The 13791-nt window shown below is 70.5% G+C and carries 11 protein-coding genes; 7 read left to right on the top strand and 4 right to left on the bottom strand.

Annotated elements, in window-relative coordinates:
• The first annotated feature begins 44 nt into the window (after positions 1 to 44).
• The gene (gene map, locus AADV74_RS03525; RefSeq protein WP_342111877.1) at positions 45 to 812 is read left to right on the top strand and encodes a type I methionyl aminopeptidase; all 768 of its coding nucleotides are present in this window, start codon (positions 45 to 47) and stop codon (positions 810 to 812) included.
• Positions 813 to 861: 49 nt separating this feature from the next.
• On the opposite strand, the gene AADV74_RS03520 is transcribed toward map, so the two are convergent.
• The 4 genes from AADV74_RS03520 to nirD form a co-directional block, all read right to left on the bottom strand.
• Complete coding sequence (locus AADV74_RS03520; protein WP_342111875.1) at positions 862 to 1578, bottom strand: sirohydrochlorin chelatase; 717 nt, start codon at positions 1576 to 1578, stop codon at positions 862 to 864.
• 200 nt (positions 1579 to 1778) lie between these two features.
• On the bottom strand, positions 1779 to 2474 hold the full coding sequence (gene trmD / locus AADV74_RS03515; RefSeq protein WP_342111873.1) for a tRNA (guanosine(37)-N1)-methyltransferase TrmD: 696 nt from the start codon (positions 2472 to 2474) through the stop codon (positions 1779 to 1781).
• 31 nt (positions 2475 to 2505) lie between these two features.
• Entirely contained in the window at positions 2506 to 3240 is a 735-nt protein-coding gene (locus tag AADV74_RS03510) for a sirohydrochlorin chelatase (RefSeq protein WP_342111870.1), read from the bottom strand.
• Complete coding sequence (gene nirD / locus AADV74_RS03505) at positions 3237 to 3671, bottom strand: nitrite reductase small subunit NirD (protein WP_342111869.1); 435 nt, start codon at positions 3669 to 3671, stop codon at positions 3237 to 3239. The genes AADV74_RS03510 and nirD overlap by 4 nt, the downstream gene beginning before the upstream one ends.
• A 222-nt stretch (positions 3672 to 3893) precedes the next feature.
• Between nirD and nirB the strand changes: the two genes are divergently transcribed.
• The 6 genes from nirB to AADV74_RS03475 all read left to right on the top strand — a co-directional run bounded on the left by nirB (position 3894) and on the right by AADV74_RS03475 (position 13788).
• A complete protein-coding gene (gene nirB, locus AADV74_RS03500; protein ID WP_342111867.1) occupies positions 3894 to 6479 on the top strand; it encodes a nitrite reductase large subunit NirB in 2586 nt (861 codons plus the stop codon).
• Between the two features lies 1 nt (position 6480).
• Positions 6481 to 7272: a uroporphyrinogen-III C-methyltransferase gene (cobA, locus tag AADV74_RS03495; RefSeq protein WP_342111865.1), complete on the top strand. Its 792-nt coding sequence runs from the start codon at positions 6481 to 6483 to the stop codon at positions 7270 to 7272.
• Positions 7272 to 8402 carry a uroporphyrinogen-III synthase gene (locus AADV74_RS03490; protein WP_342111863.1) on the top strand — a complete coding sequence of 377 codons (1131 nt, stop codon included), beginning with the start codon at positions 7272 to 7274 and terminating at the stop codon, positions 8400 to 8402. Before cobA ends, AADV74_RS03490 begins: the two co-directional genes overlap by 1 nt.
• 181 nt (positions 8403 to 8583) lie before the next feature.
• Entirely contained in the window at positions 8584 to 10023 is a 1440-nt protein-coding gene (locus tag AADV74_RS03485) for an MFS transporter (RefSeq protein ID WP_342111861.1), read from the top strand.
• Between the two features lie 13 nt (positions 10024 to 10036).
• A complete protein-coding gene (locus AADV74_RS03480; protein WP_342111859.1) occupies positions 10037 to 12175 on the top strand; it encodes a molybdopterin oxidoreductase family protein in 2139 nt (712 codons plus the stop codon).
• A complete protein-coding gene (locus tag AADV74_RS03475; protein ID WP_342111856.1) occupies positions 12172 to 13788 on the top strand; it encodes an FAD-dependent oxidoreductase in 1617 nt (538 codons plus the stop codon). Before AADV74_RS03480 ends, AADV74_RS03475 begins: the two co-directional genes overlap by 4 nt.
• Positions 13789 to 13791: the final 3 nt, after the last annotated feature.

The following is a 13791-nucleotide window of genomic DNA, read 5'->3' as shown; positions in this document are numbered from 1 at the left end:
GAGGGCCGTTCGCTTCAGGCTGACCGACAGGGAAGAATGGACCCATGATCGAGCTGAGGACCCCCACCGAGATCGACGAGATGCGCCCGGCCGGAGCCTTCGTCGCGAGTGTGCTGCAGGCGACCGCCGCAGCAGCGAAGGTGGGAGTGAACCTGCTCGCCCTCGACAAGCTGGCCCACGACATGATCCGCAGGGCCGGCGCCGAGTCCTGCTACATCGACTATCACCCATCGTTCGGCGCGAGCCCGTTCGGGAAGGTCCTCTGCACCTCGGTGAACGACGCCGTGCTGCACGGGCTCCCCCGCGACTACGTGCTGCGCGACGGCGACCTGCTGAGCCTCGACTTCGCGGCATCCGTCGACGGCTGGGTCACCGACTCGGCCATCTCCGTGGTCGTCGGCACCCCGCGCGACGAGGACCTGCGCCTCATCGACACGACGACCCGGGCCCTGGATGCCGGCATCGCGGCCGCCCAGCCCGGCGGACGCCTCGGCGACATCTCGGCCGCCATCGCCGCCGTCGCCCTCGCCGAGGGCCTCTCGATCAACACCGACTTCGGCGGCCACGGCGTCGGACGCACCATGCACGGCGACCCGCACATCCCCAACAACGGGCGAGGCGGCCGCGGCCTTCCCCTGAAGCCCGGCCTCGTCATCGCCATCGAGCCGTGGTTCCTGCTCACGACGGACAAGATCTTCACCGACCCCGACGGCTGGACGCTGCGCAGCGCCGACGGCTCGCGCGGTGCGCACATGGAGCACACCGTGGCGATCACCGAGGCCGGACCCGTCGTCCTCACCGCGCGCAGCTGACGCTCGACGGACGTCCGGCAGCAGCTCGGCCGGACGGCGAACCGCCGGGTCACCGTTCGGTCGCGCCCCTGTAGCGGTCGAGCACCAGGTCGACGAGCTCAGCCGGTGCTCCGCGTTCGGGGAGAAGCAACGGCGCGGCCACGAGGTCACCGCCGGCGTTGAGGGCGGCGTCGTAGAAGCTGCCCGGTGCCAGCAGGTAGGTTCCGACCACCACGCGGGTTCCCGGATGCACATCGCGCACCATGTCGATGGCATCGTGCAGGCGCGGCATGGCCGCCGCGATGAAGCCGACGGTGACGGGGCGACCGAGACGCACCGCGAGACGGCGGCCCGTCTCGAAGCACTCGCGCACTGCACGCGCGTCGCTCGAGCCTGCCGCGGCAAGGACGACGGAGTCCGCGGCGGTGAGCCCGGTGTCTTCAATGCGCTCGGCGAGAACCTGCACCAGGCGGTCGTCCGGCCCGAGTTCGTCTGCCAGTTCGGCTCCGATGCGCTCGAGCCTCTCGAGTCCCTTGGCTATGCCCGTGCGCATGTGGAAGCCCGCGGAGAGCACGAGAGGCAGGATGACGGCGTGCTCGCCTGTCACGAAGCCGGCGAGGGCGTCGGCGAGGTCCGTGTGCTGCACGTCGAGGAACGCGATGCTCACGTCGTGTCCCGGCAGTGCATCGGCGACCGCATCGACGAGCTGCATGATCCCGGCGCGATTGGCCAGCGATGGGGCCCCGTGGGTGATGGCCAGGAGCACGAGGGTCTCGGCCGTGCCCACGGCGGAATCATCCTCGACTCGCGCCACGGACTCCCCCACGCACTCACCCCGAGACTGCCGTGTGCGCGAGAGACGCGCACTTCCTGCTCTCGAAACTAGGCAGAACGTGTTTCGTGGACGGCACCTGTGTGTTTCGCGTTGATGAATGATGCCGGATGCCGCACCGACGGGGCGCGAAGCCGACGATGGCGGGCGACGCGTCAGGCCGGCGGGAGCAGATCGGGGCGCACCCGCCGCGTGCGCTCGACGCGCTGCTCGTGGCGCCAGCGCTCGATCGCGCCGTGGTTTCCGCTCAGCAGCACCGGAGGCACGTCGAGGCCGCGCCAGGCCGACGGCTTCGTATAGCTCGGGTACTCGAGCAACGCGCCCTCGTGGGACTCCTCGACGAGGCTCTCCGGATTGCCGACGACGCCGGGGATGAGGCGTCCGACGGCCTCGACCATGGCCATGACGGCCACCTCGCCACCGTTCAGCACGTAGTCGCCGAGACTGACGAGCTCGACCCTGATGCGCTCCGAGTAGTGGTCGACGACGCGCTGGTCGATGCCCTCGTAGCGACCGCAGGCGAAGATGATGTGCTCCTCCTCCGCCAGCTCTCGCGCCGTCGTCTGCACGAAGCGCGTCCCGGCCGGCGACGGGACTATGAGCAGCGGGTCCGCGGCATCCGTCGTCTCCAGGATCGAGTCGATGGCCTCGCCCCACGGTTCGGGCTTCATCACCATGCCGGCTCCACCGCCGTACGGGGTGTCGTCGACTGTGCGGTGCCGATCGTGGGTGAAGTCGCGGAGGTCGTGCACGCGCAGGTCGAGCAGTCCGGTGCCGCGGGCCTTGCCCAGCAGCGAGATGTCGAGCACCCCGAAGAAGTCCGGGAAGATCGTGACGATGTCGACGCGCATGGGATCGAGTCTACGAGTCGGCCCCGGAGCGTCAGGCCGCGACGACCTCCTGCGCGAGCGCTGCGCTGCAGGCGACGTCGTAGCGGTCGACGACGATGTCGACGAGCGCGGCGGGCGGGGCCTCCCCGGCGATCAGCAGCGGGGCCGTCACGACATCGGCGCCGGCATCCCCGACGAGATCGGCGAAGTAACCGGGCGCGAGGAGGTAAGTGCTCACGACGACGCGCGCGAGCGGATGCACGGCGCGCACCATGGCGACGGCATCCGGGAGCCGTGGAGTCGCGGCCGAGAGGAAGCCGACATTGACCGGTCGGCCGAGGGCAGCGGCCAGGCGCCGGCCCATCTCCCGGCAGTCCGCGACCGCGCGGACGTCGCTCGACCCCGCCGCCGCGAGCACGATGCGATCGTTTGGCCGCAGGCCGACCTCGCGCAGTCGCTGCACGAGCACGGCCACGAGCCTGTCGTCCGGACCGAGGGCGGGGGCGAGCACCGTGTCGCGCGAGTCGTCGGAGGCGATCTCCCGCCTGAGGTCGACGTGCACGTGGTAGCCAGCCGAGAGCAGCAACGGCACGACCGCGGCCGGAACGCCGTCGGCGAGGGACGACAGCGATACGGGAACGTCGGGCTGCTGGACGTCGACGAACCCGCCGGCCACGGCCGACCCGGGCAGCGCGTCGCCGACTCCGGCCACCAGGCGCGCCACGGCGTCCTGACCCTCGGGCGATGACGTGCCGTGGGACACGGCGAGAAGGACCGGCGCGATCACAGGGGCAGCTCCACCTCGATCATGCCGCCGACCACCCGCGTGCGGAAGGTCTGCAGGACGAGGGCAGGGTTGGTGAAGCATTCACCTGTTCCGAGGTCGTAGACCTCCTTGTGCAGGGGCGACGCCACCGTGGGACGCTCGCCGCGCGATCCGACGATGCCGCGTGCCATGACGGGCGCGTCAGTGTGCGGATCACGATGGGCCACGGCGTAGATCTCCTCGCCCGAGAACAGGAAGAGGGCGATCTGGCGGGCCCGCAGCAGGGCGGCCTCACCCCACGACGGCTCGAGGTCTTCGACGGCGCACGCCTGCTCCCAGACGCTCGTCTCGGTCTCGGTCTCGGTCAGGACGGGGTCGAGCGTGCTCGACGCCAGGGTCCCGGCATCCGTCACGATCGTCTCGTGCTCAGCCAGAGCTGTCGGTGCATTCATGGTGCGCATCCCCACCGGCGCCACCGCCGTCGAAAAGGTTGGTGCCACTCACGCTAGGCACCGTGTGTTTCTCCAGTCTCGTCGCGGTGTTACCTCTGTGTGAAAGAGACCTCACACCGCGATTCTGTCATGGTGCGGGAAACGTTCGCTCGCGGTTACATCGCGGTCGTTCCGGGGAAACGGCGCCTTCCTAGGCTCTCGTCTGAGGCTGGGGAGGTCCGCATGTCAGAGAACGCAATCGTGCCGCGTGAAGTGGTCATCGTCGGGGGTGGCCCGGCCGCACACCGTCTGGCCGACGCCCTGCACTCCCGTGACGATGAGCGCACGGTTCACGTCACCGTCGTGGCGGAGGAGCCTCACCTGCCCTACGACCGCGTGGCGCTGAGCAGACGGCTCGACGGAACGACGGACCTCACGCTGGAGCCGACGAGCGTCTGGGATGACGATCACGTGTCGCTGCTGCTCGGCGATCGCGCCGACAGCATCGACCTCGATGCCCGCACTGTCACGACGGCGTCCGGCCGCGCCATCGGCTGGGACGACCTGGTCTTCGCCACGGGTTCGAGCGCGCCGGTGCCCGAGATCCCGGGTTCCGAGCTGGCCAGGGTGTACCGCACGATCGACGACGTCGACTGGCTGGTCGCCGAGGTCGACAGGCTGGCGATCTCCCTCGGCCGCCCGGCGAGGGTGCTCGTCGCCGGCGGCGGACTGCTCGGTCTCGAGGCCGCTGGTGGCCTCGCGCGCCGGGGTGCGGATGCCGCCGTCGTGCACTCGGGATCCTGGCTCATGTCGGCTCAGCTCGACGAGGGCGCAGGGCGCGCCCTCGGACGCATCATCTCGAGCCAGGGCATCGCCCTGCACCTGGGCACCCGCCCTCGAGTCATCGAGAGCGACGAGAACGGCGCCGTCACCCGCGTCGTGTTCTCCAGCGGGCAGGCGGCCGACGTCGACATCATGATCTTCGCCATCGGCATCAGCCCCCGCGACGAGCTCGCAGCTGCGGCGGGCCTCGAACTCGGTCCCCGAGGGGGTGTGGCCATCGGAACCGACTGCCGGTCATCGCATCCGCGGGTCTGGGCCATCGGCGAGGTCGCCTCCTTCGACGGCCGCTGCACTGGCCTGGTCGCACCGGCCAATGCGATGGCCGAGGTCGTCGCCGACCGCCTGCTCGGAGGGGCGGCAGAGTTCACCACCGTCGACGACGCCACCAAGCTCAAGCTCTCGGGCGTCGACGTCGCGAGCTTCGGCGACGCTCTCGCCCGCACCGAGCACGCCCTCGAGATCGTCTACGCCGACCCTGCCCGTGGGCTGTACCAGAAGCTCGTGATGACGGATGACGCCACGACGCTGCTCGGCGGCATCTTCGTCGGCGATGCATCGCCGTACGCGTCGCTGCGCCCCCTGCTCGGCAGCGAGCTGTCGAACGAGCCTGCGGCCTACCTGTCCGCGGCGGGGATGGAACCGCCGGCCGGCGACGAACTGCCTGCCGAGGCCCTCGTGTGCGCCTGCAACAACGTGGCAGCCGGGACGGTGCGGGACTGGGTCAACGGCGTACACGGAGACGCCTGCACCGACCTGGGCGAACTCAAGGCCTGTTCACGCGCCGGCACACAGTGCGGGTCCTGCGTCCCGTTGGTCAAGAAGATCCTCGAGGGCGAGTTGTCGAAGTCGGGCATCGCCGTGTCCCGCGCCCTGTGCGAGCACTTCGCACTCTCGCGCCAGGAACTGTTCGAGTCCGTGCGCGTCTACGGCCTCACCTCCTTCGACGAGATCATCAGCCGCTTCGGAACGGGCCGGGGCTGCGACGTCTGCAAGCCCGTCGTCGGCTCGATCCTGGCCAGCCAGAACGACGGCTACATCCTCGACGGCGGTCGCGGAACGCTGCAGGACACCAACGACCGTGCGATGGCGAACATGCAGAAGGACGGCACCTACTCGGTCGTCCCGCGCATCCCGGGCGGCGAGATCACCCCCGAGAAGCTCGGCGTGATCGCTGCAGTGGCCACCGAGTACGGCCTGTACACGAAGATCACCGGCGGCCAGCGCATCGACATGTTCGGCGCGCGTCTCGATCAGCTCCCCGAGATCTGGCGCAGGCTCGTCGACGCCGGCTTCGAGTCCGGTCAGGCCTACGGCAAGGCGCTGCGCAACGTGAAGAGCTGCGTCGGATCGACCTGGTGCCGCTACGGGGTGCAGGATGCCGTCGGCATGGCCGTCGAGCTCGAATTGCGCTACCGCGGCCTGCGCGCCCCGCACAAGTTCAAGTTCGGCGTCTCGGGCTGCGCCCGCGAGTGTGCGGAGGCCCGCGGGAAGGACGTCGGCATCATCGCGACGGAGAAGGGCTGGAACATGTACGTCGGCGGCAACGGCGGCTTCCAGCCGTCCCACGCCCAGCTGCTCGTGAGCGATCTCGACGACGAGACGCTCATCAAGTACATCGACCGCTACATGATGTACTACATCCGCACGGCCGATCGACTGCAGCGCACAGCACGCTGGATGGAGGAGATCGAGGGCGGACTCGAGCACGTCTACGACGTCGTGGTGAACGACTCGCTCGGCCTGGCCGACGAACTCGAGGCGGCCATGGCCAAGCACATCGACGGCTACGAGGACGAGTGGGCCGCTACCCTGGCCGACCCCGAGAGGCTGCGACGATTCCGCAGCTTCGTGAACGCGCCGAACACGCCGGACCCGAGCGTCTCGCGCGTCATGGAACGTGGTCAGGCGCGCCCGGCCCGCGCAGACGAAGTAGCCTCGGAACGGGTCGTGCTCAGCGGCCCGCGCATTCCGATCCGAGGAGAGTGACATGGCGGATGCCGCAGCATCGCCGGGCCGCGTCACCCTCGTGGGCGGCGGCCCCGGCAGCGAGGAGCTGCTCACCGTCGGCGCCGTCGAGGCCCTGCGGACAGCCGACGTCGTCCTCTACGACAGGCTCGCTCCCCACACTCGTCTGGCGTCTCTCGCCCCCGGCGCCGTGCTCATCGACGTCGGCAAGACCCCGGGCCATCATCCGGTCTCGCAGACGGGCATCGAGGAGCTCATCGTCGAGCACGCCCTCGCCGGATCGGACGTCGTGCGCCTCAAGGGCGGCGACGTCTACGTCTTCGGGCGCGGAAGCGAAGAGGTGCTCGCCTGCCACCGTGCCGGGATCCCGGTCACCGTCATCTCGGGGGTGAGCAGTGCGATCGCCGTGCCGGCGGCGGCGGGCATCCCGCTCACGCACCGCGGTGTCAGCCGTATGTTCACGGTCGTCTCCGGCCACGCACCGCTCTCCGACGACGAGCTGCTCCACCTCGCCGGCCTGGGCAGCACCATCGTCGTGCTCATGGGGGTCAACACTCTTCCCCACTTCAGCGCCGGTCTGCTCCGACAGGGAATGTGCCCCGAGATGCCCGTGGCCATCATCGAGCGCGGCTTCAGCCCCGACCAGCGCACCACCATCGCCGACCTCGGTAGCATCGTCAGCGTGGCCATCCGATCCGACGTCTCCTCCCCCGCCGTGCTCGTGGTGGGCGAGGTCGTTCGTCTCGCCCACACCGGCGACCTGACCGCCGCGGAGATGATGGATCGCGCCGGCCGACTCTCGGTGCTCGGCTGATGCCGGACGCCCCCGACGCGGTTCCCGGGTTCCGCCCGGACCAGCTGACGGGCTTCCGCATCGGCGTGACCAGCGACCGCCGTTCTGCCGACCTCATCGAGGCGCTCGAGCGCCGCGGCGCCGTCGTCACCCACGCGCCGACGCTCAAGATCACCAACGCCCACCTCGACGAGCCGGTCATCGCCGACACCCGCGCCATCATCGCCGCGAAGCCCGACGTGCTGCTCGCGACGACTGCGTACGGCATCCGTCGCTGGTTCGAGGTGGCCGACACGGCCGGTCTCGGACACGAGCTCACCGAGGCCCTCGAGTCGACGGCCATCCTGGTGCGCGGCCCCAAGGCTCGAGGCGGCATCCGCGCGGCCGGACTCAACGACGCCGGCATGAGCCCCCAGGAGACGACGGAGTCCCTCGTCGGCATGGTGCTCGACGAGTATCCGACCGGTCTCACCATCGCCGTCCAGATGCACGGCTTCCTCGACGCCGCCCAGCTCGACCGCCTGCGCGACGTGCACGCCGACGTGCTCACCGTCGCCCCCTATCGCTGGACCCCGCCGGAGCAGAACGACGACCGGGTGCGGAGGCTCATCGAAGCCGTCTGCGCGGCCCAGCTCGACTGCGTCACCTTCACCAGCGCGCCCGCGGTGAACGCCCTGTTCCACGGTGCCGAGGAGATGGGCATGCTCGATCAGCTCGTCGACGCCCTGCGCGGTCCCGTCGTGGCCGCTGCCGTCGGCCCCGTGACGGCCGCGCCGCTGATCGCGGCCGGAATCGAGCCCATCCAGCCCGAACGGTTCAGGATGGGCGCCCTGATCAGGCTGGTGTGCGAGCACCTGGAGCAGAACCGCATCCAGCGCGTCACCACGCGCCATGGCGTTCTCGAGCTGCGCGGAACCGTCGTCGACCTGCCCGCCGGCCGCATCCCGCTCGCACCGACGGCTCTCGTACTGCTCAGGGCCCTAGTCGCCGCGAACGGATCAGTCGTGACACGCGACTTCCTCGCCGGGCTGCTGCCGGGCACTCCCGACGAGCACGCCGTCGAGGTATCGATGAGCAGGCTGCGTCAGCTGCTGAAGACGCCGGGCCTCATCGCGACAGTCGTCAAGCGCGGGTACAGGCTCGACGTCTGACGCCCGACACCGGCGCTCGGCCCTGCTCCCGCGCGGCCCGGTTCTCACAGCAGCATCCGTGCGCGGTGAGAACCCGGTATCGCAGGGTTTACACCCGGCACGGACTGCGGAAACACGCGCTCGTTAGCGTCGAGACACGAGGCCGGGGAGCCTCGTCGCCTTGAGACTTCGGGAGATCACCATGACGAGCACAGTGACAGGAACCGCCCCCACCGACGGTCCCACCGGGATCCACTCCGGCACGGACACCGGCCCCGCCACCGGCACCGGCTCGTCGGAGCTGGTCCATCGCCCGGGGCGATGGATCGACAACTGGAACCCCGAGGACGACGCCCAGTGGACGGGACCAGGACGCCCGATCGCTCGCCGCAACCTGCAGTGGTCGATCTTCGCCGAGTTCCTGGGCTTCGTGGTGTGGCAGCTCTGGAGCATCGTCGTGGTCGCGCTTCCGGCAGCCGGGTTCACCCTGAGCACCGGAGAGATCTTCTGGCTCATCTCGATCCCGAGCCTGGTCGGCGCCACCCTGCGCTTCCCGTACTCCTTCGTCGTCGCCAAGGTGGGCGGCCGCACCTGGACCATCATCTCGGCCGGTCTCCTGCTGCTTCCGACCATCGCCCTCGCGACGGTCGTCGGCAACCCGGACACCCCGTTCGGCGTCCTCCTCGTAGTCGCCGCCCTCGCCGGATTCGGCGGAGGCAACTTCGCCAGCTCGATGTCGAACATCACCTACTTCTACCCGCAGCGGGAGAAGGGCTGGGCGCTCGGCCTGAATGCGGCCGGCGGCAACCTGGGAGCATCCGTCGCCCAGTTCGTCGTTCCGATCGTCATCACGATCGGAGCAGGGGCCGCCCTCAACCTGCCGCTCGCCGGCTGGGTGTGGGTGCCCCTCATCCTGCTCGCGATGCTCGGCGCGTACCGCTACATGGACAACCTGTCGTCGGCGAAGGCCGACTTCGCGGGGTCCGCCGCGGCCCTCCGCGAACCACACCTCTGGCTGCTCGCGCTGCTCTACATCGGCACCTTCGGCTCGTTCATCGGCTTCGCCAGCGTCTTCCCCAAGCTCATCGCCGACCAGTTCCCCGAGTTCTCCACCTTCGCCGTCGGTGGGGCGGCCATCTCCCTGGCCTTCCTCGGGGCTCTCGTCGGTTCGCTCGCCCGACCGTACGGTGGACGCCTCGCCGACAGGTTCGGCGGCGCGCGCATCACCATGACGGCATTCGCCGTCATGGCCGCCGGTGCCATGCTCGTGGTCTGGACTCTGCCCCTCGGCAACTTCTGGATCTTCCTCGGCTGCTTCCTGCTGCTCTTCGTCGCCACCGGCGTCGGAAACGGTGCCACCTACAGGATGATCCCGACGGTGTTCGCGGCCAGGGCCGGCGCAGCACACGGAGGCCCCAGCATCACGACCCAGCGGAAGGCCGCAGCGGCCCTGGGCCTGATCTCGGCGATCGGCGCCTACGGCGGCTTCCTCGTGCCGCAGATCCTCAACCTGTCGCAGGCGACCTCCGGCGGCTACGCCAACGCCTTCTACGGCTTCGTCGCCGCCTACGTCGTGCTGCTCGCCGTCACGTATACCGTGTACGTGCGCCGCGGTTCAGCGCTCGCCACCCACCGCATCTGACGCAGAGGACTCCATGCCTGCACTGCCCGACGCGGCCACCCCGACGCACTGCCCGTACTGCGCCCTGCAGTGCGCCATGACGCTGACACCGGCTCCGGATGCCGTTCCCGCTGTTCCCACCGTCGAGGGCCGAGCGTTCCCGACCAACCGCGGCGGCCTGTGCAAGAAGGGCTGGACCTCTCCGGCCCTTCTCGGCTCCCCCGACCGCATCACGGCCCCGCTCATCCGCGGCGCCGACGGCACGTTCCGTGAGGCCGGGTGGGACGAGGCTCTCGACCTGGTCGCGGACAGGCTGCGCGAGACGCGGCGACTGCACGGGGCGGATGCCGTCGGCGTCTTCGGCGGCGGCGGACTCACGAACGAGAAGGCGTACCTCCTCGGCAAGTTCGCCCGGCTCGCCCTCGGCACCAGCCGCATCGACTACAACGGCCGCTTCTGCATGTCGTCGGCGGCCGCCGCCGGAACCCGGGCCTTCGGCATCGACCGCGGACTGCCGTTCCCCGTGGACCACCTCGACGCAGCCGAGACCGTGCTGCTGCTCGGCACCAACGTCGCCGAGACCATGCCGCCCTTCATCGGCCACCTCACCGGTGCGCAGGCCGCCGGCGGACTCATCGTCGTCGACCCGCGGCGCACGGCCACCGTGCGCCTCACGGAGAACGGCCAGGGCATGCACGTGCAGCCCACGCCGGGATCCGACCTGGTGCTGCTGCTCGGCCTCATACACATCGTCATCGCCGAGAGGCTGTGGGACGAGGCCTACGTGGCCGAGCGCACCGCGGGGTTCCCCGAGCTGCGTCGATCGGTGAGCGTGTGGTGGCCGGAGCGCGTCGCCTCGGAGACCGGGGTCCCGGTGCCGCAGTTGCGCGAGATCGCTCGTCGTCTCGCCACGGGGCGGGGAACGTACATCCTCACCGGGCGCGGGGTCGAGCAGCACGTCGACGGAACCGACACCGCCACGGCCGCGATCAACCTGAGCCTGCTTCTGGGGCTCCCGGGTTCGCAGCACTCCGGCTACGGCACGCTCACCGGGCAGGGCAACGGGCAGGGCGGCCGCGAGCACGGTCAGAAGGCCGACCAGCTTCCGGGTTATCGCAAGATCGCCGACCCCGGAGCCCGTCGCCATGTCGCCGCCGTCTGGGGAATCGACCCGGCGATCATCCCCGGGCCCGGCCTGCCCGCTGCGCAGCTGCTGCAATCGCTCGGACAGCCCGACGGCATCCGTGCCTTCCTCGTGCACGGCTCGAACGTGGTCGTCTCGGCGCCGAACGCGGCTCAGGTCGCAGCAGGCCTCGCCGCCCTCGACTTCCTCGTGGTCTGCGACTTCTTCCTCTCGGAGACGGCGGCCATCGCCGACGTCGTGCTTCCGGTCACTCAGTGGGCGGAGGAGGAGGGCACCATCACCTCGCTCGAGGGTCGCGTGCTGCGCCGCCGGCGAGCCGTCTCTGCCCCGCCCGGCGTGCGCGACGAGCTGTGGGTGCTGCACGAACTGGCCGAGCGCCTCGACGCTCCCTCGACCTTCGACGTCGACCCCGAGGCCGTGTTCGAGGAGCTTCGCCTGGCCTCGGAGGGCGGCATCGCCGACTACTCGGGCATCGACTACGCGATGCTCGAGGCCGGAGAAGCCGCCTACTGGCCCTTCCCGCGCGGGTCGGCCGGAACACCGCGCCTGTTCGCGGACAGGTTCGGCCACCCCGACGGCCTGGCGCGGATCGTCGCCGTCGCGCCGACGCCGCCGGCCGAACCGCTGAACGTCGACGGCGGACTGACGCTCATCACGGGCCGACTGCTCGAGCATTATCAATCGGGCGCGCAGACCAGACGGGTGCCCGAGCTCGCCGCGGCCCAGCCACACGCCCGGTTGCAGCTGCATCCGGCGACGGCGGCCCGCCTCGGCATCGACCACGACGCTCTCGTCGAGGTGGTGAACGGGCGCGGAACAGTGCGCTGTCGAGCGAGGCTCAGCGTCGACATCCGCCCCGACACCGTGTTCCTGCCGTTCCACTTTCCGGCCGACGAGTCGGCGAACGTGCTCACCCTCGATGCCGTCGACCCGATCTCGGGCATGCCGGAGTTCAAGAAGAGCGCCGTGCACGTGAGCCCCGTGATCGAGGCCGTCGACGCCCGCCCCGCGCTCGAGGTGGTCGTGTGAGGGTCGTGCTGATCGGCTACGGCCCCGTCGGGTCCCGCTTCGTCGACGAGATGCTCCAGTCAGTGCGCGACGGTTCCGTCGAGCTGAGCGTGATCGGCGCCGAGACGACGGATGCCTACAACCGAGTTCTCGTGGCAGAGCTCGCCGTCGGCCGCACCGACCTGGAGAGCATCATCGTCGCCGACAGGGCCGGCGCCGCGGCATCCGGCGTCAGGTTGCTCACCGGCACGACCGCCTCCGCCATCGACACCGAGGCGGCCGAGGTCGTCCTCGACACCGGTGAACGCGTCGGCTACGACAGGCTCGTGCTGGCCACGGGCGCCCGCGCGAACATCCCGACACTCGACGGTGTCGCGAAGCCGCGCCGCGACCTGGCGCACCTGGAGAAGTACGGGCCGGCCCTCGTCGGCCGTGACGACGAACTGCCTACCGGCATCACCGTGCTGCGCGACGTCGCCGACGCCGAGCGCATCTCGCGAACCGTGCGGGCTGGTGGCCGCATCGTGGTGCTGGGTGCCGGCGTGCTCGGACTCGAGCTGGCGCTGGCCGCGACGCAGGCAGGAGCCGAGGCCTGCGTGGTGCACCACGGCGACATCCCCATGCCGCGCAATCTCGACAGGGGCGGCGGCCGCGTGCTGCAGGCTGCCCTGCGTCGCGCCGGCGTGAGCGTCGTGGAGCACAGCCGGGCGGAGGCCGTGAGCTTCCACGAGCACGAGAACGGAGACCGCAGCTTCGACGCCCTCATCACGGCCGACGGCAAGCAGATCCGCGGCGACCTGCTCGTGCTCTCCTGCGGCGTGGGAGCCCGCACCGAACTGGCCACCCTCGCCGGTCTCCGCACGGCGGCCGGCATCGTGGTCGACGCGGACCTCCGCAGCTGGAGCGACCCTGCCATCTCAGCGATCGGCGACTGCGCCCACGTCGTGCCGCGCACAGCCGTCTCCGCGGAACTCGCCGTGCTGCCCGGCGCCCCGACCGGGCTGATCGGTCCGGGGTGGCGTCAGGCCGCCTGGCTGGCCGCGCAGCTGAGGGCCGAGGCTTCGGCTCTGCCCGTCGACTCGGCCGCTCCGGTCGAACGCGACGCCCTCGTCATGCTCAAGGCCGAGGGCATCGACGTCGTCGCCGTCGGAGACGTCGCGGCCGAGCCGTGGGATCCGCAGTACGCCGACGACCTCGTCGACCCGCGCGGGCCGCAGCGCGTCGCGCAGTGGGCAGACCCCGAGAACGGCAGCTACGTCAAGCTCGTCACGCGCGGCGGCGTGCTCACGGCGTTCGTCTGCGTCGGGATGCCGCGCACGGCGGCCGAGCTCACGCTGCTCCACGAGCGGGGAGCCGAGCTCCCGGCCGACCGCTCGGTGCTGCTGCGCTTCGACGGCCCCGACTACACGCCGTCGCTCGACAGCGACGCCTTCGCACCGGGCGCCACAGTGTGCTGGTGCAACGGCGTCACCGTGGCGCACATCGCCGACTCGGCCGCGTGCGGCAACACGACCGTCGACTGCATCGGCAAGGACACCCGAGCCGGCACCGGATGCGGCGGCTGCAAGGGCCGAATCGCCGACCTGTTGGTTCACCTCGAGGCGACGGGCGGCGCGGCGTCGGCCACGGTCTGAGCT

It is taken from the genome of Leifsonia stereocauli (assembly GCF_038432415.1).
GTDB classification, from domain to species: Bacteria; Actinomycetota; Actinomycetes; order Actinomycetales; family Microbacteriaceae; genus Orlajensenia; species Orlajensenia stereocauli.
This window is presented reverse-complemented; position numbering and strand designations above follow the sequence as displayed.